Below are 13,065 nucleotides of genomic sequence, written 5' to 3' on the forward strand. Positions count from 1 at the left end.
AATTAAATAATTAAAAATTTATAGCCCTTTAATATTATCCCGATTTGAATCCAACCAAGACATGAGTTTTTCTAGATGTTGGCTTAGATCGCCTAACTCCTCATCTTCGAAGGCAGAGTAAATATTTTGTATATCTGGACTAAAGGCAGCCATGGTACTAGAACAAGTCTTTAAGCCTTTATCACTGATTTTTAAATGTTTTTTGCGCTTATCTTTGGTATCAGGTGTAGCAATTAACAAGTTTTTCTCTATCAACTGACTCGCTATTTTTGTAATGCCTGGCTGGTTCACTTCCATAACTTCAGCTAACTCTGTGACTAGCCAGCTTCGATTTGGATTATGAGTAAAATGAATCAGCAATCCAAATTGAGATGACGTGAGTTCAAGCTTCGCAAAAAGCTTATTTTGTCTTGTTGTCATCAGTTGTTGCAGTATGCCGAACAGTATTGTCAGACGCACTTCAGTATCTTCTCTGTTACTCACCCTTGTTTCCTTCTTACCCGTAAAACGTATTTTCTAACACACTATATTGAATGCTTTTCTCTGTACGTTTTTTAAACTTTTTTAATTTTTTTACACTTATCGCTTGACTTAGATTCCAAGGAATATAACATACATTCCATGGAATACATATTTAAAACGATTTTCTAACCATCTTTGAGAATCCTTTTCTAAGGGGAATAGCATGAACAGACGTAAATTTATCAGTATACTTGGCCTGGGTACTGGCGCAGTTGCATTAACCACAGGCTTAACAAGTTGTGGCAACCTAGAGTCTTCTCTTTCTGCAGCAAATGGCGATCAAGATACTAGTTACGGCTGGAATGGCCCAACCTCAGAAATGAAAGATATTCGATTACAGGTATTAGCCTATGCTGTGTTAAGTCCTAATCCACACAACATACAACCTTGGATTATTAAGCTAACGGGTGAGAAAGAGTTTGAACTCTATGTCGACCCTGAGCGCTTATTACCAGAAACAGATCCCTACTACAGACAGATTCATATTGGCCAAGGAACTTTCTTAGAAACCGCTGCTATTGCAGCAACAGGCCTAAAACATGAAGCAAAAATAACGCTTTTCCCACAAGGCATGTATAGCAACACAGAGCTGGCGAATAAGCCTGTTGCGAGAGTGCGCTTAGAAGCCAACGACAAGGTTGAAACTAACCCTCTTTTTGCCCATATCTTAAACAGGCATTCTAATAAACGTGAATATAATAATGCCCCGCTCACTCAGGCTCAGGTATCTGAATTAGAGCAATTTCACGCAAATTATAATCAGACTCCTTTCACGCTAGTGAGCTACCCTGCTGCCAAGAAGCAACTGGAGCAGGTTTTAACAAAAGCGATGAAAATTGAGGTCAAAGACAAAGCCAGAGACATGGAAACCATCAAGATTTTTCGTTTCAATGATGATGAAGTCATGAAATACCGTGATGGTTTTGGTACTGCTCAAGCAGGACTTTCTGGGTTTAAACGAATCTTGGTTGAGAACTTTTTTCTTTCTAGAGAAAGCGTGGAAAAAGATTCAACTGATTTTGGCCAACAAGCTGTCACTATGACACAAAAAACAGCAGCATCTACAGGTACCTTTGCTTGGATGAGCTCTAAGTTTAATACCCGTGAAGATCAAGTGAATGTGGGGCGTGAATATTGCCGTATCAATCTTAAAACCATTGAAATGGGACTTGCTCAACACCCGATGAGCCAAGTGCTGCAAGAGTATGAAGACATGCTGCCATTACAAGGAGAGTTTAAACGCTTCTTTAATATTAAAGACGCTGACACAGTTCAAATGCTATTTAGGTTAGGGACCGCTGAGATGACACCTCATGGGCCAAGACGTGCTTTAAAGGATATTATTAAGGCGTAAATGAAAGGATATGCTTGTGCCAAGAAGGCTAAAAAAGCCGTCCTTGGCTCAATGCACTTACCTAATTTCCATTTTAAAAACCTAGGGAGGTGAGTGTTTCCTCTTTCAATCAGAGTTACATCTGGTTGAAATCTTTCAGAATTGTCTCATAGGTGCCATTTGCCTGAATTTGTACAAAGCCTTTGTTAAAGGCATCTCGGATTTCGATGGCATTAGGGATGCTTTTTGAAATCATGATATGTAGGTCATTATCTTCTATAGGCGGCTGTATCATTTCTATCTTATCCGCTTGCATGCCCATATCGGCTGCAACTTGCTTAGCAACAGCATAACTCTCAACATAAAGGTCTATTTCCCCTTGATTCAAGGCTTCTAAACCCAAGCTTACTTGCTCATAACCTTTTAAGTGTTTGAACGGATAAGCATCGAAACTTTTCGCGACAACCGTGCCGTCAAGCTTGCCTAGCTTATACTGATCAAGCATGTCGAATGAGGTATAAAAGTTTAACTCGTGCCCAGCTTTTTTAAATACCCCCGTCAAAACGGAATAAATAGGCAATGAATAGTGATAATGCTGTGCCCTTTCCTCAGAAAAATAGGCGCCAACAACAACGTCCTTCTCACCTTCTTTTACTTGCTCTAGCGCGTCTGTCCAACTGGTAAATTCGATCGAACTGTCATAACCCGCTGCTTTAAATGAAGCGTCAACTATGGCGGTGACAAACCCTCCTTTTTCTAGAGATTCAGCATAAAAAGGTGCCCAGTTTGTTGTTGTCATAGAGACATTTTGTGCCTGTACACTATTGGGTAATGAGAAGAAAAAAAGAGCGGATGTTAAGGTAATGAGAGGTGTTTTAGCGGCTATTTTCTGCAAACCCTGTGACAGTGGTTTGATTTTAAACATGTTAATTAGCATAGTTTTAAACCTTTTCATTGGGGAGATGAATAAGGTTAACGGGTTTAGATGAGGTGTTTAGTTAATTTTAAATACTCTAATAAAGGAATACATCATAATTTCACTCTTTAATAATGGATTTAAACTTAGCCTCTTTAAAATCTATTAGGGTACATTATTTAGCTGGAGAATTTAGCTGGAGAGAGACTCATATCGATAAATGCGAAACCCTTCATCTATGTAAGAGTCAATTTTGTTAAAGCCAAGTTTATGCAGAATTTTATTGGAAGCGACATTCTCATCAACGGCTACAGCAATGATCCTATCTAGTTTAAGGGCATCTCTTGCATATTTTAATGCTGCGGTAACGGCTTCTGTTGCTAATCCCTGCCCCCAATATTGAGGTAATAATCGATAGCCTATATCTGGGGCATTCAGTCTTTTATCAAACTTCACGCCACAAAAGCCAATAACTTTATTATCTTCTTTATGAATAAGTGCATAACGACCGTAACCATACCTTTCGTACTCAGCCATCCAGACATCTCTAATAACCATGGCAGCATCATCAAGACTTTTCACCATACCTGCATCTCCCGTGTATTGAGTGACTTTTTCACAACTAGCAAAGTCAAGAACAGCTTCTTTATCGGCAAGGGTAAACTCGCGCATTTGTAGTCTTGGGGTATCAATTAAAATCACGCACAATATCCTTTAGGCATTTGAAGGATTTTTCTATTGCCTTGATCAGAAAACGTATGAAATTCGATCATTATATATGGGTAAATTCATACTATGAGTAAAAGGTTATGAGGCTAACAAATATCTCGGATACGACAGATTTTGTCTTCTTCGAAAAAGAATTCACAGCGACTATTAAATACCACTGTCTCGCCTTTTTTCAGGTCCGTATTATTCATAAAAAGATCAGCAGCTAAGGTAGCCTTGTACTCAACATTGATGCAGACCATTTGACCAACCTCCTCTAGCTCGAGGATCGTTTGGCTTCTCTCACTGTAAACCAGAGCAGCTTTACTCACTAATTCGCTAAATGCCTCTATTCCCTTAGTTTTGGATTCTGTATGACCTTTACGAATATTTTCGATTTCTATGTTTTGCGACAAAGTATGTACCATGCCATCTAGGTCAAAGCAATTATAAGCTTGTAAATAGCGAACTATCAGATCTCTTTTCATTTCATTCTGCATCTAAACTTCCTTCCCTAGCCTTAAACTAATAACGCCTAAGACTAGCTCAGAAATAAACTGAATGAAAACTTGTAACTAATCCGCTAAATAACGCTGACCTAGTTTTGCACTTTCTAACCAAGCCATAAATTCGCTAACACCTTGCTCACCTTCTTTCGGCGCCCAAGCAGCAAAGTCTGATTCTTGAGCAGGCGTAAAAGGGCCAGGTTTTAACTCTAGAATAATCACATCTTCTGTTTCTGGATAAATACTGTGCCAGGTGTTTTCGGGAAACTCTGCCCCCATAATAGGCTGACTAGGACTCAAACTTAGCTTTTCAATGACGTTACCCGCTTGATCGAAGACGACTAAAGCCATTTGCCCTTTTAGCACGAGTAGCATTTCCCATTTGTTCGTTTGTCCATGAAAATGTGGTCTAACATAGGTGCCTTTTTTTAAACCTATACACATGCGCTGAACTGGGTCTGAGTGCTCGGTATGAAAACAATGATGTGAGCGCTTGCGTTCGCTTTGTTCAGCTTTTTCAATTAATTCTTGGAATAGCACATCATCCAGCTTTTTCATTTTTCTTCCTGTTCGCAGTTTCAATCATTTTTGGGATTAGTAATGAATTTTATGGCTGCAATCTTAATCATTAGGCAAAAAAAATCCCAGCACTTGGCTGGGATTTTTTAATATTGATAAGTATTTACATACCAGTATTACAAGCGAACACTTTCAATAACACGTTCTACTATCTCTTCAACTTTAGTCTCTGAGATTTCAGAATCCGCATGGCTCTCATCATTCGTTAGCAAGGTAACCCCTGTTGCACGTACAAGATCAGCTTCTGCTTGGCTTACGTCCGCTTTTGCAAGAGCAACAATACCTTGGCGAAGTAATGCACGCTCCAGCGCTTTAGCTTGACCAAATGCTTCTTCTGATAAAGCAATGACAGCTGGCTTTTGACCTAAGCGTGCTGCTCTATCTTCTGCGGTTACATCTGAATCTTCATCAATATCAGCAACCTTCTCTTCTACCATGCCGGCACCAACCGTCACGTTAGATAGGCGATCGATTATGATCAAGGCGCCGGTTAGGCGGCTATCTTGATACTGATCGAAAGCAACGGGTGCATCAAATTGAATGATGCAATCACCAATACCATTTAGCTCTAGTGATTCGATCTCACTGTGCTCAAGCGTATTTACATCTACTCTGTGGTTAAAGTGATGCACTTTACCCGGTACAGTTTGTGTACCTAGTTTAAAGTCATACAATTTACCCGGTACTAGTGGGTGATCTGCCATCCACACTATGGAAGCTCTTAATGTGCTTGCCATTAGCGGTTCACTACCTACGTGAGCAAGCATGTCACCACGACTGATATCGATTTCATCTTCTAGTGTGATGGTAACAGCTTCGCCTGCACCTGCCTCATCTAGGTTACCGTCGTAGGTAACAATCGCATCAACTTTACTTGTTTTACCTGATGGCAAAGCAATAATTTCATCACCTGGTTTTACAGAACCTGCGGCAATCGTGCCGGCAAAACCACGGAAATCTAGGTTAGGACGGTTTACATACTGCACAGGAAGGCGGAATTGATTGCTCTTCACATCACGGTCAATCTGAACACTTTCTAAAATGTTCATCAAAGCGCCACCTGTGTACCAAGGTGTGCTGCTTGATTCATTTACAACGTTATCACCACGAAGCGCTGATAATGGCACAAAGCGAATATCTTCGCTGGCACGGTTACCTAGTTGCTCAGTAAATGCTAGGTATTCAGCTTTAATTTCGTTGAACTTGTCTTCAGAGAAGTCGACTAAGTCCATTTTGTTAACAGCTACCACTAGGTGTTTAATACCTAACAATGCCGCAATATAACTATGACGACGTGTTTGTGTTTGTACACCGTAACGGGCATCAATCAAGATGATAGCTAGGTCACAAGTAGATGCACCTGTAGCCATGTTACGTGTGTATTGTTCATGCCCTGGTGTGTCAGCAATGATGAACTTACGTTTCTCTGTTGAGAAATAACGATAAGCAACATCAATAGTAATACCTTGTTCACGCTCAGCTTGTAAGCCATCTACCAAAAGCGCTAAATCAACTTCTTCACCTTGAGTACCTGACTTTTTACTGTCACGTTTTACGGCTTCTAGGTGATCTTCAAAAATAAGTTTTGAGTCATGCAATAGACGTCCGATTAGGGTACTTTTACCATCATCCACGTTACCGCAAGTTAACAAACGCAACATGTCTTTTTCTTCATGCTGCTTTAAGTAACCAAGAATATCTTGGCTGATCAATTCTGACTGGTGCGACATTCTCTAACTCCTAGAAATAACCTTGTTTTTTCTTCTCTTCCATTGACCCTGCTGAGTCATGGTCGATCACTCGCCCTTGGCGCTCTGAACTTTTTGTCAGTAGCATTTCCTGAATAATTTCAGGCAAGGTCGCCGCTTCAGAATCCACAGCACCGGTCAATGGGTAGCAACCCAAGGTACGGAAACGTACAGATTTCATTTCAGGTACTTCACCCTCTTTAAGTGGCATACGATCATCATCAACCATGATCATGGTGCCATCACGCTCTACCACTGGACGTGGTTTAGCGAAATAAAGAGGAACAATTGGAATACTTTCTAGGTAGATATATTGCCAGATGTCCAACTCGGTCCAGTTAGATAGAGGGAAAACTCGGATGCTTTCGCCTTTATTCACTTTACCGTTATAAATGTTCCATAACTCAGGACGTTGGTTTTTAGGGTCCCAACGGTGCTGTTTATCACGGAATGAATAAACACGTTCTTTTGCTCGTGACTTCTCTTCGTCACGACGCGCACCACCAAATGCAGCATCAAAGCCGTACTTGTCTAATGCTTGTTTCAAACCTTGGGTTTTCATCACATCGGTGTGCTTAGCACTACCGTGAGTGAAAGGACCAATCCCCTGTGCTATCCCTTCTGGATTTTTATGGACTAGGAGTTCAAGACCTAATTTCGCTACCATTTCATCACGGAAGCTAATCATTTCTTTAAACTTCCAATCTGTGTCCACATGCATTAGTGGGAATGGTGGTTTACCTGGGTAGAAGGCTTTCATAGCCAAATGCAGCATTACAGCAGAGTCTTTACCTACTGAATACAACATTACAGGGTTATCAAATTCAGCAGCCACTTCACGAATGATATGGATACTTTCAGCCTCAAGCTGCTTTAAATGAGTGAGTCTCGCCTCGTTCATAATTTCCTATCTCAGTTGTGTCCGACTTTTAAACCCTTCAAATCTTTAACAATTCAAAGTCGTTAAAAGTGAATGGATTCGGCATTTGAGAGATACTATACAGGCAAGCTATTTTCAAAAAAAGTTATAAGCAGGTGTTTTTATAGAACATTTATACATATACATATTTAAAATGAACTACATAAGCTGAGCCTATGAAGTTCATTTTAAAGGTTTGATTTTCCAATAAGAATTTTATTAAAAAGAGAATCTTTAATTCGGTAGATTACGCATGACTAAACCGTACTCAATATCAGCAGGTTCACTTTCACAAGGTATGCTCACAACATGGCCAGAGCCAGGTGCAACAGTTACGCTCTCACCTCTTCTATTCAACATGGTATTGATAAAGATAGTCCTTGAGCCTTTTGGCGTAATGAGTTCTACGCTATCACCGACTTTAAAGCGGTTTTTCACATCCAAGGTTAACATGCCATTGTGCCAACCTTTCATCTCTGCGACGAACTGCTGCTTTGTCGATTGGGAGTTACCATGTTGATAGTTCTGATATTTATCATGCACATGACGACGGTAAAATCCTTCTGTATAACCTCTGTTAGCTAAGCCTTCTAGCCTATCCATGAGGCTCATATCAAATGCGCGACCATGAGTTGCATCATCAATCGCTTGGCGATAAAGCTGAGCAGTACGTGCGGCATAAAAATGAGACTTGGTACGACCTTCAATTTTTAATGAATGCACGCCCATTTCAATCAATTTTTCCACATGCTGAATCGCTCTAAGATCACGAGAGTTCATAATGTAGGTGCCATGCTCATCTTCAAACGCTGGCATGTACTCACCTTCTCGGCCTTGCTCACGCAATAGAACCACATCATCATAAGGCTTGCCCTCACCTAATGTGGTTTTAAAGTCGTCATTTTCCCCTAGCGCCAGCTGATCAAAGCCTGAAGGATCAAACATTTGCGCTTCTTTTTTAGCCTGTTCGTACAAATGACTACCATCAGCCGGCACTATGTCACCTGACAGCTCTTCTTTGGCATCTTTAACATCATATTGCCAACGACAGGAGTTGGTGCATGAGCCTTGGTTCGGGTCTCGTCGGTTAAAATAACCAGATAATAGGCAGCGACCAGAGTAAGCAATACACAAAGAACCATGAACAAAGGTTTCAATCTCCATATCAGGTACTTTTGCACGTATCTCTGCTATTTCATCGAGAGATAATTCACGGGATAAAATGACGCGTTTAAGTCCATAGTCATGCCAGAACTTAACCGTTGCCCAGTTTACTGCATTGGCTTGAACAGAAAGGTGCAACTCTTGATCGGGCCACTTTTCTTTAATCAGCATCATCATGCCAGGGTCAGACATGATAAGGGCATCAGGGCCCATTTCGATAACAGGCTCAATGTCTCTTAGATAAGTTTTAATTTTTGAGTTATGAGGGGCAATGTTACTAGCGACATACAGTTTTTTACCTTGTGCATGGGCTTCTTCTATACCCGTTGCGAGATTAGCCATATCAAAGTCATTATTTCTCACCCTTAGGCTGTATCTAGGTTGGCCTGCATATACTGCATCTGCCCCGTAGGCAAAAGCATAACGCATATTTTTTAGGGTACCCGCTGGAGAAAGTAGTTCTGTCATAAGTCATTCACGTCGATTTTTAAAATGGGCGCATTTTAATCGAGTGACTTAAGGGGAAAAGCAAAATCAAAAAAAAGGCCGACTTAGTCGACCTTTTTTTGATTTGAATCAATTTTTTAAAATTATCAATTCCATATTGTGAGATAAATTGCGCTTATAAATAGCTCAATCTTATGGTTCAGCACTCAGTTGTTGCTCCAACATGATTTGATTAACTTGGGTATCAATTCGGTTAAGTTTACCATTCACTTGAATTCTAAAGGCATCAATAGCATTGATGGCCTCTTGATGGTCATCCAACTGAGCTTTCAGGTTAGCTGGCATATCTGGTTTAGCACTGCGTAAACCTTCTACTTTCTCATCAATTTGGCTAATGCTTGCTTCGATCTTCGCTAATGTATCTGCTAAAGATTTAACCTGATTAGACACACTTTGGTTATTGGTTTGCATTGTTTTTATTGTGTTAAGCAAATCATCAATTTGACCATTTTGCTGCTCCACTTTCACAATCAAACTTGCGGTTTCATCACCCATTTTAGATAAGGTTTGCCCAGTAACATCTTGCTCTTCACGCATAGCGTCAATTTCAAATGCACGGGTTTGGCTATCCTGCTCGACTTGATTCAAATTACCTAACAATTTATGGTAATTTGCTTCTATGTCATTGACGGCTTCACCTTGAACTGCAACAAGTTTGCCTTGTGTTGCAAGGGATTCACGTAAATTAGATTGCTTTTTATCTATACTAGCCACATTCGTGGTATTGGCTTTTATTGCCTTACGGTTAGTGTCATAAGACACACCCCATAATTTACGAATTTCACTATTGTGATTCTTTAACGTCTCTGCAACCGTCAAGTCTTGTTCATTGGCAGACACATCTGCCGCTAACAGTTGATGATCTAAGTTAGTTAGTTGAGTATTGGTAGCAGCGAGCTCAGATTTTAGTCTTTGGTTGTCTTGCCAGACCCAAAAACCAGCAGCGCAGGCAGCACCAACAAATAAAAATAACAGCAGGTACACCCCAATTAAACTAGGCTTTTTATATTGCACTTGGGGTTGTGCTTTTGCCTCATTTAAGGGTTTAACTTTAGTCGAAGCAGGAGCCAATCGTCTCTTCGTTGTGGACTGATTAGTACGACGGTCACTGACTTCATCTTGGTCCAAGGTAAGGCTTGGAATTTCTACATCATCATCTTGTCTTGGCATTGAATTCTTACTGAGCCCTTGTTTTGAATGAAAAAAAGGATAACCACACAAATTGAAGGAATATTATCTTCAATTCTTCGGTGCTATTATATATGCACCATTAACTGCTTGATAACAAGCATTTTTCAATATGAAATCGCAGGAGAAAAGAAATGGCGTTTGAATTACCAGCTCTACCATACGCAAAAGATGCTCTAGAGCCTCACATGTCAGCGGAAACATTGGACTTCCACCACGGCAAACACCATAACACTTATGTTGTTAAATTAAATGGTCTTGTTCCTGGTTCTGAGTTTGAAGGCAAAAGCCTAGAAGACATCATTGCATCAGCTCCAGCTGGTCCTGTATTCAACAATGCAGCACAAATCTGGAACCACACTTTCTTCTGGAACAGCCTAAGCCCACAAGGTGGCGGTCAACCAGCAGGCGCACTAGCTGACGCAATCAACGCTAAATGGGGTTCTTTCGAAGAGTTCCAAGCAGCATTCAACGACAAAGCAGTTAACAACTTCGGTTCTAGCTGGACTTGGTTGGTAAAAACAGCTGAAGGCGAATTAGACATTGTTAACACTAGCAATGCTGGTACTCCTTCTACTGACGGTTACACAGCACTATTGACTGTTGACCTTTGGGAACACGCTTACTACATCGACTACCGTAACGTTCGTCCTGATTACCTAAAAGGTTTCTGGGCGCTAGCTAACTGGGATTTTGCTGCTGCTAACTTTGCTGCATAAAATCAGTTAGTTTTGTTTTAAGTCTTGGCTTAAGGGTTTGTGGAAACACTTAAGTCAATTTAAAGCAAATAAAAACGCGATTCAAACCCAGTCTGAATCGCGTTTTTTTATGTCTAAAAGTCTTACCTTAGGCTTTATTCAGCGTCTTTCGCGGCTTTAGCAGCTAATTTAGTTTGAATAAAAACGGAATGAGGCACATATAAAAGTTCACAGATACGTCTGATGCGATAGTCTTCATATTCATCTAACACGCCATCAGCATAAGCAACACGCCAGAGAGCACCTACTAGTGCTTCTTTTTCGTCCTTACCTGCATGCTCATTAATAGCATTAGTAAATTGGAACATATCATTAGCTGATTCAACGGATTGTTTTATGTCAAGGTAGAGTTGCTCAACTTGCTCTAGTCCGGTTTCTTTCTCTATTAACTTTAAAACTTGCTGCTTTTCAGTTTCTTCAATTTTCTCATCGGCCAACATGACTTCAATAAGCAGTGCCGCAACCGCTTGCTGGTAAGACACAGCTTCTACCGCTTCTTCTGGATCTTGAAATTGCTCAATGATTTTTTTAAATGCAGCTAACATGCTTTCTCCATTTATTTATTTTCTAAGGCTTGATTCAAATAGGCTAAATTCAAATCAATCAATTTATTTGGAAATTGTCGATAATCAGGATAGGGGCAGAAAATTAGGTTTTGATCGACTTTCAAAAGACCTTTTTCATCGACTTGAATAAAGTCTCTACTCTCTTTTAGTATCGACTGCATTTGACCACCGCAAACATAATAAATTTTATCCTGATCAAAATTTTCTGGCATTTGAAATAAAATACACTCGCTTTCTTGTATCAGTCTAGTGTCTCTGTATTCACGCCAATCTATTTTAGCCGCCGTCAGCTTCGCCATAATAGTGAGAATCTTACGCCAATGATTACCATCCTGAGCAATAATATCTGCCACAGACGGCCGGTTTAAATGGCCATTAGAGCCAACTAGATAATCACCTTTAGGTGGCGTTGGTAAAATAAACACTGTTTTTGCAAGCCCATAAGCACACCCCAAACTAAACACGTTTTTTCTTCTCTCCTTTAAACATCATACTTCAAAAAAGCCATGATTTAAGACATGCCTATAATAGCATTTTGATTTACACAAAAGTTCCTTGATTGATACCTAAGGTGAAACTTGACAGTGAAGTCGTTTCATAAAACAATATAACGATAAACTATAAGCTTATATTGGATTGGAATATGCAATTTATTAATTCAGGTGTTATCGGTGGTGTTTTAATCGGTTTTGCAGCTCTGCTCTACCTACTTTTATATGGCCGTGTATTAGGTGTTAGTGGCTTAATTAATCAGACTGCTTTTAATAAAAGCAAAGAACAAGGCACTAATAAATTTTATCTCGCCATGATTCTAATTGGCACCTTAATAGGTGGCAGTAGCTATGGGGTATTTTTTGAACCCCAATTTGTGATGCCAAACGATCGTTCCCCTCTTCTTCTCATCATTGCTGGCCTGATTGTCGGTTTTGGCACCCGAATGGGGAATGGCTGTACCAGTGGTCATGGTGTGTGTGGTATTTCAAGAGGATCTTTACGCTCTATCATAGCCACAGTGACATTTATGGTTAGCGCCATAATAACCGTTTATGTGTCTAGCCGACTTTTTCAAATAGGAGCCTAATATGAGCAATAGTATGAAAAGCAATATGGTTTCTAATCAAGACAAGTCATCTCCTATTTTTCACATTATTATGCACTTGTTAATAGGTATTTTGTTTGGAGCAGGCCTTGCAATATCCGAGATGGCAAACCCAAATGCGGTATTAAGCTTTCTCGATGTTAGCGCTATTTTTACTCAAGACAGCTCTTTTAGTAAAAGTGCGAGTTGGAATCCAGACCTTATTTTTGTCATGGTGTCGGCAATTTCGATTGGCGTTTTGGCCTACGCGATTAAGAATAAGATGACAAAGCCTAAATTCACATCAATTTGGCGACTACCAAGCAAGCTCGCCTTAGATAAACCTTTAATATTCGGTGCTATTTTATTTGGAATTGGCTGGGGCCTTGCGGGTTACTGTCCAGGTCCTGCTTTAACCGCTCTAGTAAACAACCCAATGGAAGGTGTGTATTTTCTTTCTTCCATGTTAGTGGGAAGTTTTGCCTTCCAAGCAATATCAACAATGAGAAAAACCTAGCAGCAATCCCTTATTTTTCTTACCATCCCTATTCTACTAATTTGATTCAAATTACT

15 protein-coding genes are annotated in these 13,065 nt (G+C 40.1%); 4 read left to right on the forward strand and 11 right to left on the reverse strand.

Annotated elements, in window-relative coordinates; translation table 11 throughout:
• Positions 1 to 18 precede the first annotated feature (18 nt).
• Positions 19 to 483: a MarR family transcriptional regulator gene (locus tag TW85_RS21020; protein ID WP_052702343.1), complete on the reverse strand. Its 465-nt coding sequence runs from the start codon at positions 481 to 483 to the stop codon at positions 19 to 21.
• Between the two features lie 202 nt (positions 484 to 685).
• Between TW85_RS21020 and TW85_RS21025 the strand changes: the two genes are divergently transcribed.
• The gene (locus TW85_RS21025) at positions 686 to 1,876 is read left to right on the forward strand and encodes a hypothetical protein (protein WP_046019118.1); all 1,191 of its coding nucleotides are present in this window, start codon (positions 686 to 688) and stop codon (positions 1,874 to 1,876) included.
• 115 nt (positions 1,877 to 1,991) lie between these two features.
• Here TW85_RS21025 and TW85_RS21030 read toward each other — a convergent pair whose 3' ends face one another.
• The 8 genes from TW85_RS21030 to TW85_RS21065 all read right to left on the reverse strand — a co-directional run bounded on the left by TW85_RS21030 (position 1,992) and on the right by TW85_RS21065 (position 10,072).
• Positions 1,992 to 2,792: a transporter substrate-binding domain-containing protein gene (locus tag TW85_RS21030; RefSeq protein WP_238326274.1), complete on the reverse strand. Its 801-nt coding sequence runs from the start codon at positions 2,790 to 2,792 to the stop codon at positions 1,992 to 1,994.
• A gap of 171 nt (positions 2,793 to 2,963) precedes the next feature.
• Positions 2,964 to 3,473 carry a GNAT family N-acetyltransferase gene (locus TW85_RS21035; RefSeq protein WP_084616461.1) on the reverse strand — a complete coding sequence of 170 codons (510 nt, stop codon included), beginning with the start codon at positions 3,471 to 3,473 and terminating at the stop codon, positions 2,964 to 2,966.
• Between the two features lie 113 nt (positions 3,474 to 3,586).
• Positions 3,587 to 3,979, reverse strand: a complete 393-nt coding sequence (locus TW85_RS21040) for a nuclear transport factor 2 family protein (protein ID WP_046019119.1) — start codon at positions 3,977 to 3,979, stop codon at positions 3,587 to 3,589.
• A gap of 75 nt (positions 3,980 to 4,054) precedes the next feature.
• Entirely contained in the window at positions 4,055 to 4,543 is a 489-nt protein-coding gene (locus TW85_RS21045; RefSeq protein WP_046019120.1) for a WbuC family cupin fold metalloprotein, read from the reverse strand.
• A 137-nt stretch (positions 4,544 to 4,680) separates the two neighbouring features.
• A complete protein-coding gene (gene cysN, locus TW85_RS21050) occupies positions 4,681 to 6,294 on the reverse strand; it encodes a sulfate adenylyltransferase subunit CysN (RefSeq protein WP_046019121.1) in 1,614 nt (537 codons plus the stop codon).
• 10 nt (positions 6,295 to 6,304) lie between these two features.
• Positions 6,305 to 7,213, reverse strand: a complete 909-nt coding sequence (cysD, locus tag TW85_RS21055; protein WP_046019122.1) for a sulfate adenylyltransferase subunit CysD — start codon at positions 7,211 to 7,213, stop codon at positions 6,305 to 6,307.
• A 252-nt stretch (positions 7,214 to 7,465) separates the two neighbouring features.
• Complete coding sequence (gene yegQ, locus TW85_RS21060) at positions 7,466 to 8,863, reverse strand: tRNA 5-hydroxyuridine modification protein YegQ (RefSeq protein WP_046019123.1); 1,398 nt, start codon at positions 8,861 to 8,863, stop codon at positions 7,466 to 7,468.
• 171 nt (positions 8,864 to 9,034) lie between these two features.
• Positions 9,035 to 10,072 carry a hypothetical protein gene (locus TW85_RS21065; RefSeq protein ID WP_046019124.1) on the reverse strand — a complete coding sequence of 346 codons (1,038 nt, stop codon included), beginning with the start codon at positions 10,070 to 10,072 and terminating at the stop codon, positions 9,035 to 9,037.
• Positions 10,073 to 10,224: 152 nt separating this feature from the next.
• Between TW85_RS21065 and TW85_RS21070 the strand changes: the two genes are divergently transcribed.
• Positions 10,225 to 10,809 carry a Fe-Mn family superoxide dismutase gene (locus TW85_RS21070; protein WP_046019125.1) on the forward strand — a complete coding sequence of 195 codons (585 nt, stop codon included), beginning with the start codon at positions 10,225 to 10,227 and terminating at the stop codon, positions 10,807 to 10,809.
• A gap of 134 nt (positions 10,810 to 10,943) precedes the next feature.
• On the opposite strand, the gene TW85_RS21075 is transcribed toward TW85_RS21070, so the two are convergent.
• On the reverse strand, positions 10,944 to 11,393 hold the full coding sequence (locus tag TW85_RS21075; RefSeq protein ID WP_046019126.1) for a TerB family tellurite resistance protein: 450 nt from the start codon (positions 11,391 to 11,393) through the stop codon (positions 10,944 to 10,946).
• Between the two features lie 11 nt (positions 11,394 to 11,404).
• A complete protein-coding gene (locus tag TW85_RS21080) occupies positions 11,405 to 11,878 on the reverse strand; it encodes a hypothetical protein (RefSeq protein ID WP_046019127.1) in 474 nt (157 codons plus the stop codon).
• A gap of 179 nt (positions 11,879 to 12,057) precedes the next feature.
• Between TW85_RS21080 and TW85_RS21085 the strand changes: the two genes are divergently transcribed.
• Both TW85_RS21085 and TW85_RS21090 read left to right on the forward strand, forming a co-directional pair.
• Positions 12,058 to 12,495 (forward strand): YeeE/YedE family protein, encoded by a 438-nt coding sequence (locus TW85_RS21085; protein ID WP_046019128.1) that lies wholly within the window; start codon positions 12,058 to 12,060, stop codon positions 12,493 to 12,495.
• A gap of 1 nt (position 12,496) precedes the next feature.
• Positions 12,497 to 13,009 carry a DUF6691 family protein gene (locus tag TW85_RS21090; RefSeq protein ID WP_046019129.1) on the forward strand — a complete coding sequence of 171 codons (513 nt, stop codon included), beginning with the start codon at positions 12,497 to 12,499 and terminating at the stop codon, positions 13,007 to 13,009.
• Positions 13,010 to 13,065 lie beyond the last annotated feature (56 nt).

It is taken from the genome of Marinomonas sp. S3726, assembly GCF_000967665.1.
GTDB lineage: Bacteria > Pseudomonadota > Gammaproteobacteria > Pseudomonadales > Marinomonadaceae > Marinomonas.